We start from the raw sequence: 14,276 nt of genomic DNA, 5'->3' as shown, positions 1-14,276 counted from the left end.
CATGGTGGCTACTACGGGCGTTACAGAAGGGCGAGGCGCTGAAGCGGGAGAATGCTGGCTCACACTGACGTATCGGATGTCACTGCGGGCGAGATTATTGCCTGACAGATGGGATTGATTGCGAGTGGGATCGGGCGTGAAGGCTAACGATAGTCGGACTATTTTGTTTGACAGGATGGGGGATGGATGCAAGATTCTGACCGGTTTCTGTTATCGCAACGCCATTTAAGGAATTCCGAATCCATGATCAAACCTATTAAAACCGAACGGGACTACAAAAACTCCCTTAACCGCATCGAGCATCTCATGAGCAAAAAATGCTCGAAGGCTGAAACAGATGAGCTGGATGTTCTCGCAACTTTGGTTGAAAAATACGAGGACGACAACTATCCAATTGACTTTCCAGATCCTATTGAGGCCATCAAGTTTTCGATGGAACGGGCCGGCATCGATCAGGCTCAGTTATCTGAAATCCTGGGAGGACGGAATCGAGCATCCGAGATCTTGCATAAAAAGCGAAGACTTACGCTTCGCATGATCCGCAAACTGCATGAGTCGTTGAATATTCCAACGGAGAGCCTGATTAAAGAATATTCGACATCGGAGTGAAGGGGCCGATGAGGCCTGCCGAAGCAATATCTTTACGCCATAAGCAACGGCGGCCCAATGCAGGAGGCTGGATCGTAAAGATCGGCACCTTCGACCTTATCTTCTCAAGTTCACGCAGGTCCGATCAAACAAGTAAACCAACCGTATCCCAAATTTTTTATTTGACAATACAATACAGGTATGGTATGGGCAATCAATAAACAGAGTATGACCACAGCATGCCGGTTCGTTCAAGTGGTTGAGCCATGCACCGACTTCCCAAAGTCCGCAGCTCAAGGATGACTTTGAGAGGCTTCGTTCTAACGCAGATATGAAAACAGAAAAGGGCTTTATTGATGCCTCACCTTCAAAAAGAATCTTCAAATCGATCATAGCCGATTATGATCTCAAACAAGCGCTATGCGAATTGATAGATAATGCTATTGATCAATGGGTAAAATCAGGGAAACAGAAGAATCTATCCGTTTGCATCGAGTTAAATCTGGACCAGCAGACAATTCAGGTTTCAGATAATGCCGGAGGCATCAAGGAGTCAGAACTGTCTTACATTGTCGGGCCAGGACAGACTTCGAGTACGTCTGCGAAAGGGTCAATAGGGATATTCGGCGTAGGCTCAAAACGTGCAGTAGTCGCGATCGCCCAAGAAATCAAGATCGCCTCCAGATATGAGAAGAAGAAAACATTCCATGTCGAACTAAATGATGACTGGCTTAACGAAGACTCATGGCAATTGCCTTATTATGAAATCAATGATATTGAACCGAAAACGACCACTATTGATTTGAGCCGTCTTCGCAACCCTTTGACATTGGAGAGAATAGAAAAAGTAATCGAAGAGCTGCAAGCGACTTACGGCTATTTCATCCTTCATAAAAATTTTTCTTTAATTATTAACCAGACGAAATTGAAGCCTCTAATCTTCAATAATAGCTGGAGCTACAATCCTGACTACAAACCGCAGGTGATCAAAACAAAAATACCGGTAGAAAACGATATCGTGGAAGTGAAATTTGAAGGAGGTCTAATAACTGATGGAGGCTCGGCGGGGCATGGGGAGTATGGGGTTTATTTTTACTGCAATGAAAGACTCGTTTCCCGTGCCGAAAAATCATATGAAGTCGGCTTCACAAGCGGAAAGGCTGGAGTTCCTCACGGGGCCTCCTCTTTGAGCAGGTTAATCGTTAATTTTTATGGTAAGCCATCCCTTCTACCATGGAATTCCAGCAAATCCGGCATTGACTACAAGCATAAGGTGTATGAAGCAGCACGCAATGAAATCATTAACATGCTTTCATACTACACAAGTCTATGTCGACGACTATATCCCGAAGCCGACAACGCGATCTACCCGTTTACAGAAGGAAAACCTGAAAGAAAAACAGTCCCGTCTCTCGCGCAGGTGAGGAAAATATACGATATACCATTACCTCCTTCCCGCCCTCGCGAAGATGATATCATAAAGAAAAAGAACGAGAAGATAGGAAAAGAAAAACCATGGACTGTTGGCCTTTACGAAACAGTTATGGCTGTTAGCACAATTTCGAAGAATAAAAAACTAACCCAGAGAAACAGAATCAATCTACTGCTATTAGATTCTGGACTTGAAATCGGCTTCAAGGAATTTCTAATGCATGATTCTGACAGCCCCCTATCCGAAGAAAAACTTGCACAGATTTTCAAAAACAGAATAAATGTACACCAAGAAGTTAAGAAAAGAACCGAGAAAACACCCAGGGAAATAAAAAGAACCGACTGGGGTAAAATAAAATATTATTATGACAAAAGATGTGATTTAGTTCACAAAAAGTCAACCAATGCACCTACAGACGACGAACTTGAAGATTTTCGAGAATTGACTGAACGAATTTTCGGGAAGCTATTCGGACTAACATTCTGATTATCCACTGCGGTACGATACACATTTTCTCTTATGCTCTCTGCCAGATACCACCCCTCCCCCAAAAATCTCCGCGAGAGGAACCCGGAGGGCGCCTGCCTCCGATAGAAAATAATTGAAAACTGAGAATCATTTCTTAACTTCGACTCCGAATAGCGAATCGCGTCCAAGTGCCGTGATATAAAGAGATAGCAGTCGAGCAGGATATGGCAAAAAAGAAGATCGAAACACCGCAAAAAGAACCCATCGAAAAGCAGCTCTGGAAGGCGGCCGACAAGCTGCGCAAGAACATCGACGCCGCCGAATACAAGCACATCGTACTTGGACTTATATTTCTAAAATACATCTCGGACTCCTTCGAAGAGCTGCATGCAAAGCTACAGGGAATTAAGGGAGCCGATCCCGAAGATAAAGATGAATACAGGGCAGAGAACATCTTCTTTGTTCCCGAATCTGCTCGGTGGTCCTACCTTGTTTCAGAGGCAAAGAAGCCCGACATCGGCAAGATCGTCGATCAGGCCATGGACGATATTGAGAAGAACAACCCATCTCTTAAAGATGTTCTTCCCAAAGTATTTGCCAGGGGTAACCTTGATCCGGCTAACCTCGGCGGCCTGATTGACCTCATCGGCAATGTCGCCCTCGGCGATGCAAAGGCACGAAGCGCCGACGTTCTCGGCCATGTCTTCGAGTACTTTCTCGGTGAATTCGCTCTTGCCGAAGGAAAGAAGGGCGGCCAGTTCTACACTCCGCGAAGTGTTGTGGAGATCCTCGTCGAAATGCTCGAGCCCTTTAAAGGCAGGGTCTTTGACCCCTGTTGCGGCTCGGGCGGCATGTTCGTGCAGTCCGAGAAGTTTGTAGAAAACCATCGCGGCAAGGTGAACGATATCGCCATCTACGGACAGGAAAGCAACCAGACCACCTGGCGACTGGCGAAGATGAATCTTGCCATTCGCGGCATCGACAGCTCGCAGGTGAAGTGGAACTCAGAGGGCTCCTTTCTTAAAGATGCCCACAAGGATCTGAAGGCAGACTTTGTCATCGCCAATCCTCCTTTTAATGACAGCGACTGGTCGGGCGAGCTTCTGCGCAACGACGCTCGCTGGAAGTATGGAACGCCGCCGGCCGGCAACGCGAACTACGCATGGATTCAGCACTTTCTCTATCATCTTGGCCCGAAAGGCACCGCCGGCTTTGTGCTTGCTAAAGGCTCGTTAACCTCGAAAACATCGGGAGAAGGAGAGATTCGCAAATCCCTGATTGAAGCCAGACTGGTGGACTGTATTGTGAACCTGCCAGGGAAGCTATTCTTGAACACACAGATTCCGGCCAGTCTCTGGTTCTTATCGCGCAATAAAGCAAACGGCGGCTATCGAAACCGCACCGATGAAATCCTGTTTATTGATGCACGAAACCTCGGCCATCTGATTAACCGAAGAACCCTGGAATTCTCAGAAGAGGATATTCAGAAGATTGCCAGCACCTACCACAACTGGCGCAGCGCAAAAGGGAAGTATGAAGATATCCCTGGCTTCTGTAACTCTGCCTCCATTGAAAGAGTGAAAGAACTGGATTACGTTCTTACTCCGGGCCGATACGTCGGTCTTCCCGAAGAAGAGGATGACTTTGATTTCAAGGAACGCTTTACCAGCTTGAAGAAGGAGTTTGAAGAGCAGCTAAAAGAAGAGGAGAAGCTGAATAAGGCCATTCTGGAAAGTCTGAAGAAGGTGAAGCTGTGAGCCAGAGCAATGATCTCCCAACTCCTGCGGACAAGCTCTACCAGGATATACGCCAGCTTATAGAATCCGCCAGAGCACATGTTGTTACGCAGGTGAATCAGGCTCTGGTCCTCACCTACTGGCACATTGGCAAGACAATTACAACGGAAGTGCTCTATGATGGCCGGGCTGAATACGGTGCGGCCGTTCTCAAGCAACTTGCTATTCGCCTGACGCATGAATATGGTAGTGGTTTTAGCTATTCCGGTCTAACGCGGATGGCAAAATTCTATTCCGTTTTACCCGAACAAGAGAATGTTGCGACACTGTCGCAACAATTGAGCTGGTCGCATTTTGTAGAAATCATCAAAATTGACGATGCCAGCAAACGCGAGTTTTACCTTCGCCTTGCCGTCGATAGCCGCTGGTCTGTGCGCATACTGCGCGAGCGTATGGATAGTATGCTGTTTGAGCGCACGGCTATTGCCAAACAACCCGATGAACTGATCCAGCGCGAGTTGATGCAATTGCAGCAACAACCCGGTGAATCCAGCCCGGCGCTGTTTCTCAAAGACCCCTACCTCCTCGATTTTCTCGACTTGAAAGACAACTTCTCCGAAAAAGACCTTGAAAATGCCATCTTGCAGGATCTGGAACGGTTCATTCTGGAGCTGGGAAGTGACTTCGCTTTCATGGGTCGACAGAAGCGCATCCAGATCGGAGGTCATGACTACTACCTCGACCTGCTGTTCTATCATCGAAAGCTCAAACGACTGGTACTCATTGAACTGAAACTCGGCGACTTCAAGCCCGACTACAAAGGACAAGTCGAGCTGTATCTCAAATGGCTTGCCAAACACGAGCAGCAGCCTGACGAACTCTCCCCCATCGCCATCATCCTGTGCAGTGGTAAGGATACCGAAGTCGTCGAGCTGATGGATCTGGAAGCGGACAACATTCATATTGCCGAATACTGGCTGAAATTGCCACCCAAAGAGGTACTTCAGGCCAAACTGCACAGAGCGTTGATTGAGGCTAGGATGCGCCTGGAGTTGCGGAGACATGATAGTGAATAGTGAACAAGGAATAGTGAATCATCAAGGCCCACGCAGAGGCGCGGAGTTTGAAGAGCAGCTGAAAGAAGAGGAGAAGCTGAATAAGGCCATTCTTGAGAATCTGAAGAAGGTGAAGCTGGGATGAGTGAAAGGGTTGAATCAGAAATTGGCCTTATACCCAAAGAATGGGTTCTTTGCTCAGTTGGGGAATTGATAGCTACGAATATCCTTGAAAAACCACTTGATGGCAATCATGGGGAAAAGCATCCTAAAGGCACTGATTTCAAAAACGAAGGTGTGCCATTCATTATGGCCACGGATATCAATGATGGAAAAATAGACTTAGTGAACTGCAAGTTCATAGATAAACGATTAGCCGATTCTCTGGACAAAGGATTTTCAATAGAGGGTGATGTCCTCCTCACTCACAAAGCTTCTTTAGGTAGGACAGCTATCGTAACAGAAATCAAAATGCCCTACATTATGCTAACACCACAGGTTACTTATTATAGGGTGAAGAATACCAACAAGCTTAACAATCACTTTCTTAAATATTTTTTTGATTCGCCAGTATTTCAAGATACATTACTCAATCACGGCGACAGTGGCTCGACGAGAGCTTATGTTGGGATTACTGCACAAAGAGACCTCCCCATCCTCCTCCCCCCTCTTCCCGAGCAGAAGGCCATTGCCTCCGTTCTTTCCAGCCTCGATGATAAGATCGATCTGCTGCACCGGCAGAATAAGACGCTGGAGGCTATGGCAGAGACGCTGTTCCGGCAGTGGTTCGTGGAAGAGGCCGATGAGAGCTGGGAGGAGGGGACCATTGCTGACCTCATTGAATTCAATCCAAATAGAAAATTGCCTAAAGGTTCTGCCGCTCCATATTTAGAAATGTCTGCTCTCAGTAATAACACATTCAATCCTCGTGATTGGTATGACCGAGAATTTTCGTCTGGTACAAAGTTCATCAACGGCGATACATTGCTTGCTCGCATTACACCCTGCTTGGAAAATGGAAAGGCAGCATTTGTTACGTTTTTAGATGAAGACCAAGTAGCTTGGGGCTCAACCGAATTTATTGTGATGCGACCCAAACTGGGGCTCCATCCCTTCTTTGCATATGTGTTAGCTAGGACCGATGATTTTAAAGATTACGCTGAAGGTTGTTTAGAAGGTTCCAGCGACTATGTCCCAGTGATAGTTAGACTTTGAGGCGGGACCCACTGAATGCATCCTATGCCGAGATCCGCTCGTCAATCTTTTTATCCAGGAAGGTGTTTAAGAACTCATGGATATGAGTGTATGACCGCACCTTACGGAATTGTTCCTCCTGTGATAGCAGGAGACTACCGACCCATCGGAGCACCTGGTCTGTCTGCGGCCTTGACCGTTTAACCCGGTTAAGCTGAGACCTGGGATTCGAAAATGCCGAATCGATCAGATTGGTTGTGTAGAAGGATGTTCTCAACTTCGGCGGCATATTGATGCGATGCAGCGTTAACAGCGTCTCTAAGCCCTCCTGAAGGCTCTGGGAGGCACTGTAGCTGATGGATTCGAGCCATGATAGCACGGACCGCATCTCGCTTGCGACATCTTCGTAACTGTTCGCGCTGAATGCCTGCTTGTATCTCTTGCAGAATTCTGCATGATACTTCCGTGGGAGTTTTGCAAGGACATTTCTCTGTTTATGCAAGTAGCAGAGTTGAATTTCAGCTCTGCTACCGAAGAACTCTCTGGCCGCTTTTTCAAGAGCCTTTGATCCATCCATGACGACAAGCACACGATCTGTGAAGCGGATATCACGGCTCTCGATTGATTGAAGGACACTGAGTGCGCTATCAGCATTCTCTGTAGACCCCTCAGAAATGCCCAGAAAATGCTTGTTTCCGGCCGTATCGACCCCGAGAGCAACGATTACGACAGAGCCGCCGAATACGATGCCATCAAGAACAATACACCAGAATGTCTGATCAGGAAACCTGCGTGAATTCAAATGATTGAGCGACCCACGGCTGGACTTCACAAACTCCCGCGAAACCGCACTCCGCGAAAGGCCGAGAGAGGCTTCTGTCTTTCTCAGCGTCTTTTCATAGTTCCGGGTGCTGATGCCTGCCAGCATCAGGCGCTCAACATGCTCGCGAAGATCAGAGCGATCCTGAAGGATCTCATATCGCTCCAGCTTCACTTCCTTGCCATTGCTTCGAGCTCTGGGCCTCTGGATGGCCACCCTTTCACCATCGAGCACAATGGAACCACGCTGGCTGCCGCCTCGATGGGCAAGACCACGGCCTCTCTTATGCTCCCCTGTCTTGCCGCATAACGTTTCGATTTCTTCGAGAATCAAAGCTCCTACGTAACCGAGTGCAAATTCGCGCACTCGAGCATCGAGGCTGGTTCGAATATAATCCCGAAAACCTTCGGCCGTAAGGCTTTGTGTTTGACTGGTTTCTGCCCGTTCGTTCTTCTTCATCTGGAACCCTCCGTAAGGGAATGTGGTGTTCGGCCCACTTTGGGCCAGGGTTCCGCCTTTTCAAACTCTAACTAAATTCGGGACATAATCGGTTCCAGCGGTCGCCAAAGAGTGAACGTTGAGCATCTAAAAATTTACCGTATGGAATTGCCATCGGCCGCTATGATTCAAAAGTTCAACGAGATTTCAGAGTCGATAGTACCCAAATTAAATGCAAATGCCAAGCAAATCCTGACCCTCGAAAAACTCAGGGACACGTTGTTGCCTAAGCTGATGTCCGGTGAAGTCAGGGTGAAGGTATGAGCAAGAAGAACCCTGATACCACCTTCACCACAGAGCATCAGGTTCCGGCTGATGCGATTCAGCGAATCTGGGGAGACTCGAAGTTCAGGATCTTCATAACACATCTTGCAAAGGACAAGGAACTTGCAGAGAAGTTGAAGACAGACTTCAAGGACTTTGGAGTAGCGGGCTTTGTTGCGCATACGAGTATCGAGCCCGCGCTGGAATGGCAGAGCGAAATAGAGTTTGCGCTCTCATCGATGGATGCTCTGGTTGCGTTGATGACGGATGGATTTCACGAAAGTAGATGGACGGATCAAGAGATCGGCTTTGCCCTTGGACGAAAGGTGCCCATTGTTTCCATTCGCCTTGGCACTGATCCCTATGGATTTATCGGAAAATACCAAGCATTGCCTCCGTCCAAGAGTAATTCCGTCGACGTACTATCGGCGTTGATGAAAGAGCAGAAAATGCTCAACTGCTTCATCCAGAAAATGGAAAACTGTAGAAGCTTTAATGCCGGTAACAGGCTGGCGCAGCTGTTACCGGCATTAACAACAATGCCAGACTGGGCCCTTAGAAGATTGATTTCTGCTTTCAATGATAATCCACAGATAATCGATTCTTTTGGGTTTTCCGGCAAAAAAGTGAGGGAATACGGCCCGGGGTTAGTCCACTATTTACGAGAACTGACGGGGAAGAAGTATGAATTGAAGGACGGGAAAATTGTGGAGACGAAGCCTTGGTACAGTTGGAATCTATGAGCAACGTCAACGGAAATCCCGTCGAAGTTACGATCATTGACCTGCTTCAAAAGGAGGGCAATGACTCTATGCGAAAACTCTGCGGTGCCCTCTGCCCGAAGCTGATGTCGGGCGAAGTGAGGGTGAAGGTATGATGAGCGAGCAGACTCCCTTTCCGTTACCCTCTATAGATTCGCGCGAATTATTGTTTACAGGGGATGCGAAATCGACTCTTGTAGAATTGCAGGATGCAAAATGTTAAGCAAAGTTCAAATCAAGGATTTTGGTCCGATGGACTCCATTCTCTGGGAGAACCTCTCTGGAATCAACCTGGTCATCGGGAATAATGCCAGCGGTAAGACATATCTACTGAAGATACTCTATGCCCTGGTCAAATCCATCGAACTGACCGGCCGCGGCGATAGTCAGACCAGAATAGATACAAACATATCGGAAAAGCTCTACTGGACCTTTCAGGTTCCTAAATTAAGCGATCTTATAAAAAAAGGCTCGAACGGAACAGAAATCCGAATGGATGATCACGACGCTCATGAGCTTAAGGTCCAATTCGGCGCGTCGACAGAAAAGCAGATCAGTAATGTATCTTCCACTTTTCAACCGACGCAAACCAACTCCATCTTTCTGCCCGCGAAAGAAGTGCTATCCTTATTCAAGATCATAAAAAAAAGCCGAGAGGTGGATCAAGTTTTTGGCTTTGACGATACATATCTTGATCTTGTTCGTGCTTTGGAAATAGCCACGCAGCAGGGGAAGAACTATACGGAATTCGCAGAGTCTCGCAGGCTTCTTGCAGACATTATAAACGGCAGGGTAAGCCTTGAAAGCAATGAATGGATTTACAAACAGGCGAACTTGAAATACCCGATTCAAGCCGTGGCCGAGGGAATCAAGAAAGTCTCCATTCTCGATACATTACTCGGGAATCGATATCTTACGCCTTCTTCCATCGTCTTCATCGATGAACCCGAATCAGCTCTTCATCCTGAGGCATTGACGAAGTTCATGGATATCGTTTATCTCCTATCGAATACGGGGATCCAGTTTTTCATTGCTACGCATTCCTATTTTGTTCTCAAGAAGCTTATGTTGCTTGCAAAGAAGCATAAAGCCAGCGTACCTCTTCTTTCTTTTCACAAAACAGATGGCGTTCGATATGAAGATTTGATGCACGGATTGCCCGAAAATCCTATCGTTCAGGAGTCCATCCGGCTCTACGAAGAAGAAGTGGAGTTATCCTTTCAATGAACTTCGAAGATTCGAAAATGCAATTCTCCTTTCCCGATGCGGACTGCTTTCGTATTGAGCATTCGCCTGTGCACAAAGAGCTCGGTGAAGGAATAAAGATATGTGAGGCCATTGTTCGCATCGACGATAGCATCGTCTTTATCGAAGCGAAATCGTCGTTTCCTCAGCCTGGCAGCAAAGAGGATTTTTCGGCCAGAGTAGCCGAGGCCTACGATAAATTCTTGAATTCAATCCTGATTTATCTGGGCTTGCAGACACAACGACCATACAAGAATAAACAAATCCCCGCTAATCTCATCATAGCGGAACCTACCTCGAATCTGAAGATAAAGTGCTATTACATCATCAATGGATTCCAAAGGGAATGGTTACCGCCAGTAAACGAGGCGATAGGCTTAAGTCTCAGCAAAATCAAAAAGACTCTTCTGATTGATTCCATCATGGTCATCAACGATACGGTTGCCCGGAACCACGGTCTAATTCAGTAAGCCATCCCTATTCACCATGATGCAAGCCAGAACAAGCCATGATTCGCAATCGGTCACAGCCATCTCGGAATTTGTGGTCGTCAAGCTATCGCCCCAATCATTCTCTCAAGAAACCGATAACTCCCCAGATTTGGACGAGAACTCCCCGGATTTAGAAAAGAGCTCCCCAGATTTGGAAAGAATTCTCCACTCAAAGCTGGCTGAATGAGGTTATCAAAAGATGCCCGGTAAGATGAGCAAAGAACGAATGGAGGCCCTAATTGTAATCCTTTGTCAGAACATGTGGCTCACGCTCAACGAACTCAGCCGATTATTAAACCGCGATTCAAAGGCATTACAGGATCAGTACCTCACTGAAATGGTGGCTACTGAAAGACTTCAACTGAAATACCCGACAATTAAGAACCATCCTCAACAGGCGTATGGAAGCGGCAATGTCTGAAAATCATAGTTCCAACCTCAACGAAAATGCCATCGAAGTTATGGTCATTGACCTGCTCCAGAGGCAGGGCTACGAATATATTCACGGCCCCGATATTGCTCCCGATTCCGAAGAATCCCCGGGCTGGAGACGAGATAGCTTTGAAGACGTCCTGCTCTCTCAAACGCTGCGAGAGGCCGTCCAGCGAATCAATGCAGATATTCCAGAGGACACAGTAGAAGTAGCCATCAAGCAGATCGAAAGAATCGGCTCGCCCGAGCTCATCGTCAATAACGAGGCCTTCCATCGCATGCTTACCGAGGGCGTGAACGTTACGGTAAAACGCGACGGCACGGAACGCGGCGATTACGTCAGGCTCATTGATTTTGAAAACCCCGAGAACAACGATTTCAAGGTCATCAACCAGTTTACGATCATCGAGAACAATACAAACAAGCGCCCCGATCTGATCCTCTTTGTGAACGGTATTCCTCTTGTTGTTATAGAACTGAAGAATCCGGTCGGCGAAAAGACAGACATCAAATCGGCCTTTCAGCAGATTCAGACCTATAAAGAGTCCATCCCCTCCCTGTTTAACTACAACGGCTTCGTGATCATATCGGATGGTCATGAAGCAAAAGCTGGGACCATTTCAGCCGGATTCACGCGATACATGGCCTGGAAGTCGTCCGACGGCCTTATCGAAGCGTCGAGGTTAACGCCACAGCTCGATACGCTGATTCACGGGATGCTGAATCGACAGACCCTTCTTGACCTGATACGCCATTTCATCGTCTTTGAAAAGTCCAGTCGTATCGACGAGAAGACAGGGCTTACACAGACAGAGATCATCAAGAAGCTGGCCGCCTATCACCAGTATTATGCGGTGAATCGAGCCGTCGAATCTACGCTGCGGGCCACCGGTGTGATCGGCAAAGAAATGTGGCCGGCTCATGCTGCAGAACCGCCGGAGAGCTATGGTCTGCCCGGTGTTAAGAAACAGAAACCGGGTGATAGAAAGGCCGGCGTCGTATGGCATACACAGGGATCGGGCAAGTCCCTGTCGATGGTCTTTTATGCCGGAAAGATCGTGCTCAAACTCAATAATCCGACCATCCTCGTCATCACAGACCGCAACGATCTGGACGATCAACTTTTCGATACCTTCGCGGCGTCGCGTCAACTCCTGCGTCAGGAGCCTGTACAGGCCACGGATAGAAACCACCTGAAAGAGCTCTTAAAGGTCGCTTCGGGCGGAGTGATCTTCACAACGATCCAGAAATTTCAACCCGAAGAAGGAAACGTCTACGAGAGGCTTTCTGAAAGAGAGAATATTGTCGTCATCGCCGATGAAGCTCATCGAACGCAGTATGGCTTCAAGGCAAAGACGGTCGATGCAAAAGACGCCGGCGGAAATGTTGTCGGTAAGAAGATCGTCTACGGCTTCGCGAAATACATGCGGGATGCTCTTCCCAATGCAACCTACCTCGGCTTCACGGGAACTCCCATTGAAAGAGACGACGTGAATACGCCGGCGGTGTTCGGTAACTACGTTGATATCTACGATATTGCACAGGCCGTAGAGGACGGCGCTACGGTTCGCATCTACTACGAAAGCAGACTTGCGAAAATCAAGCTCAGTGAAGAGGGTCGAAAGATCATCAAGGAGCTCGATGCAGAACTCGGCGAGGATGAAGCCGGCGAATCTCAGAAAGCAAAAACCCGATGGACGCAGCTCGAAGCCCTGATCGGCGCGAAAGAACGCATTGCCCGCGTAGCCGCCGATATCGTTACCCATTTTGAAAACAGACAGGCTGCATCCGAAGGCAAGGCGATGGTTGTGGCAATGTCGCGACGCATTGCAGCCGAACTCTATCAGGAAATCATCGCTCTCAGACCTGACTGGCATCATGATGATCTCGCTAAAGGCAGTATCAAGGTGGTGATGACGGCCGCTTCCGCGGATGGGCCGACCATCTCGAAACACCATACGACAAAAGAGCAACGCCGCAAACTGGCAGACCGGGTGAAGAATCCGGACGATGAACTCAAAATAGTAATCGTACGGGATATGTGGCTGACCGGCTTCGATGCTCCCATCCTCAATACGCTGTATATCGATAAGCCCATGAAAGGGCATAATCTGATGCAGGCCATTGCAAGGGTTAACAGGGTTTACATGGATAAAGAAGGCGGCCTCATCGTCGACTACCTCGGCATCGCTTCTGACCTGAAAGAGGCATTGAGATTCTACTCAGAAAGCGGAGGCCGCGGCGATCCGGCTGCAACGCAGGAAGAGGCCGTCTCCATCATGCTTGAAAAGCTGGAAATCGTCAGCCAGATGTTTTATGGCTTCCCCTACGAAAACTACTTCGATTCCGAAATCAGGGAAAAGCTCGGCATCATCCTCGCCGCAGAAGACCACATCCTCGGTCTGGAAGACGGCAAGAACCGCTTTGTGAAAGAAGTCACGGCCCTTTCCAGAGCCTTCTCGATTGCCCTGCCCCACGATCAGGCCATGGATGCAAAAGATGAAATCTCCTTCTTTCAGGCAGTGAAGGCCCGATTGGTCAAATTCGATTCCAGAAGCGGCACCTCAAGGACTGAAATGGATTCCGTTATGAAGCAGGTGATCGACAGCGCGCTGACGAGCGAACAGGTGATCGACGTTTTCGACGCTGCCGGCATCAAGAAGCCTGACATCTCTATTCTCTCTGAAGAGTTCTTGCTTGAAGTTAAAAATATGAAGCACAGGAACCTTGCCATCGAGGTTCTAAAGAAGCTCCTCAATGACGAGATTAAGGGGCGATCCAGAAGAAACCTGATTCAGAGTCGCACACTCATGGAGATGCTCGAAGCCTCCATCAAACGGTATCACAGTAAGGTCATCACCGCGGCGGAATTTCTTGAACAACTGATCGAGCTCGGTAAAGAGATCCAGAGCAAAGACAGAGAGCCTGAAGAACTGGGCCTCACCCCTCACGAGTACGCCTTCTATTGCGCTGTTGCCGAAAACGAAAGTGCAAGAGAGCTGATGCAAAAAGAGAAACTGCGAGAACTGGCCACCGTTCTCTTTCAGGCCGTCAAAGAGAACGCCTCAATCGACTGGACGATTCGAGAAAACGTCAAAGCAAAACTCAAAGTGATTATCAAGCGAAAGCTTCGAGAATTCGGTTATCCGCCAGATCTACAACTGCTGGCTGTGGAGACCGTTCTGAAGCAGGCAGAGGCAATTGCGCAGGAATTGACGTATGCGGATAAGGAAAGCTTGTCCAACTGAAGAATAATCTCAACAATATCAGAACAATTGCAAGGAGGAAACTG

Annotated in this window: 13 protein-coding genes; 12 read left to right on the top strand and 1 reads right to left on the bottom strand. The window is 48.0% G+C overall.

Annotation, left to right across the window (positions count from 1 at the left end):
• Positions 1–186 precede the first annotated feature (186 nt).
• From LEPIL_RS05770 to LEPIL_RS05750, 6 genes are all read left to right on the top strand, one after another.
• Positions 187–609 carry a helix-turn-helix domain-containing protein gene (locus tag LEPIL_RS05770; RefSeq protein ID WP_002770847.1) on the top strand — a complete coding sequence of 141 codons (423 nt, stop codon included), beginning with the start codon at positions 187–189 and terminating at the stop codon, positions 607–609.
• Between the two features lie 310 nt (positions 610–919).
• A complete protein-coding gene (locus tag LEPIL_RS05765; protein WP_002770845.1) occupies positions 920–2,506 on the top strand; it encodes an ATP-binding protein in 1,587 nt (528 codons plus the stop codon).
• A gap of 206 nt (positions 2,507–2,712) precedes the next feature.
• Positions 2,713–4,245: a type I restriction-modification system subunit M gene (locus tag LEPIL_RS05760; protein ID WP_002770843.1), complete on the top strand. Its 1,533-nt coding sequence runs from the start codon at positions 2,713–2,715 to the stop codon at positions 4,243–4,245.
• Complete coding sequence (locus LEPIL_RS05755; protein WP_002770841.1) at positions 4,242–5,300, top strand: PDDEXK nuclease domain-containing protein; 1,059 nt, start codon at positions 4,242–4,244, stop codon at positions 5,298–5,300. Before LEPIL_RS05760 ends, LEPIL_RS05755 begins: the two co-directional genes overlap by 4 nt.
• Positions 5,293–5,424: a hypothetical protein gene (locus LEPIL_RS24030; protein ID WP_281251491.1), complete on the top strand. Its 132-nt coding sequence runs from the start codon at positions 5,293–5,295 to the stop codon at positions 5,422–5,424. Before LEPIL_RS05755 ends, LEPIL_RS24030 begins: the two co-directional genes overlap by 8 nt.
• Positions 5,421–6,494, top strand: coding sequence for a restriction endonuclease subunit S (locus LEPIL_RS05750; RefSeq protein WP_002770837.1), 1,074 nt, complete (start codon positions 5,421–5,423; stop codon positions 6,492–6,494). Before LEPIL_RS24030 ends, LEPIL_RS05750 begins: the two co-directional genes overlap by 4 nt.
• A gap of 22 nt (positions 6,495–6,516) precedes the next feature.
• Here LEPIL_RS05750 and LEPIL_RS05745 read toward each other — a convergent pair whose 3' ends face one another.
• The gene (locus LEPIL_RS05745; RefSeq protein WP_002770836.1) at positions 6,517–7,752 is read right to left on the bottom strand and encodes an IS256-like element ISLil1 family transposase; all 1,236 of its coding nucleotides are present in this window, start codon (positions 7,750–7,752) and stop codon (positions 6,517–6,519) included.
• Positions 7,753–8,051: 299 nt separating this feature from the next.
• On the opposite strand from LEPIL_RS05745, the gene LEPIL_RS21715 reads away from it, so the two are divergent.
• From LEPIL_RS21715 to LEPIL_RS05720, 6 genes are all read left to right on the top strand, one after another.
• Complete coding sequence (locus LEPIL_RS21715) at positions 8,052–8,798, top strand: toll/interleukin-1 receptor domain-containing protein (RefSeq protein ID WP_002770834.1); 747 nt, start codon at positions 8,052–8,054, stop codon at positions 8,796–8,798.
• Positions 8,795–8,932, top strand: a complete 138-nt coding sequence (locus LEPIL_RS23345) for a hypothetical protein (RefSeq protein WP_002770833.1) — start codon at positions 8,795–8,797, stop codon at positions 8,930–8,932. Before LEPIL_RS21715 ends, LEPIL_RS23345 begins: the two co-directional genes overlap by 4 nt.
• Before the next feature lie 100 nt (positions 8,933–9,032).
• Positions 9,033–10,043, top strand: coding sequence for an ATP-binding protein (locus tag LEPIL_RS05735; RefSeq protein WP_002770831.1), 1,011 nt, complete (start codon positions 9,033–9,035; stop codon positions 10,041–10,043).
• Positions 10,040–10,531, top strand: coding sequence for a hypothetical protein (locus LEPIL_RS05730; protein ID WP_002770829.1), 492 nt, complete (start codon positions 10,040–10,042; stop codon positions 10,529–10,531). Before LEPIL_RS05735 ends, LEPIL_RS05730 begins: the two co-directional genes overlap by 4 nt.
• Positions 10,532–10,751: 220 nt before the next feature.
• The gene (locus LEPIL_RS05725; protein ID WP_002770828.1) at positions 10,752–10,973 is read left to right on the top strand and encodes a hypothetical protein; all 222 of its coding nucleotides are present in this window, start codon (positions 10,752–10,754) and stop codon (positions 10,971–10,973) included.
• On the top strand, positions 10,966–14,232 hold the full coding sequence (locus LEPIL_RS05720) for a type I restriction endonuclease subunit R (protein WP_002770826.1): 3,267 nt from the start codon (positions 10,966–10,968) through the stop codon (positions 14,230–14,232). The genes LEPIL_RS05725 and LEPIL_RS05720 overlap by 8 nt, the downstream gene beginning before the upstream one ends.
• Positions 14,233–14,276: the final 44 nt, after the last annotated feature.

This window comes from Leptonema illini DSM 21528, assembly GCF_000243335.1.
Lineage (GTDB): Bacteria > Spirochaetota > Leptospiria > Leptospirales > Leptonemataceae > Leptonema > Leptonema illini.
Note: the sequence above shows the minus strand (reverse complement) of the source record. Positions and strands in the feature narration are given on the sequence as shown.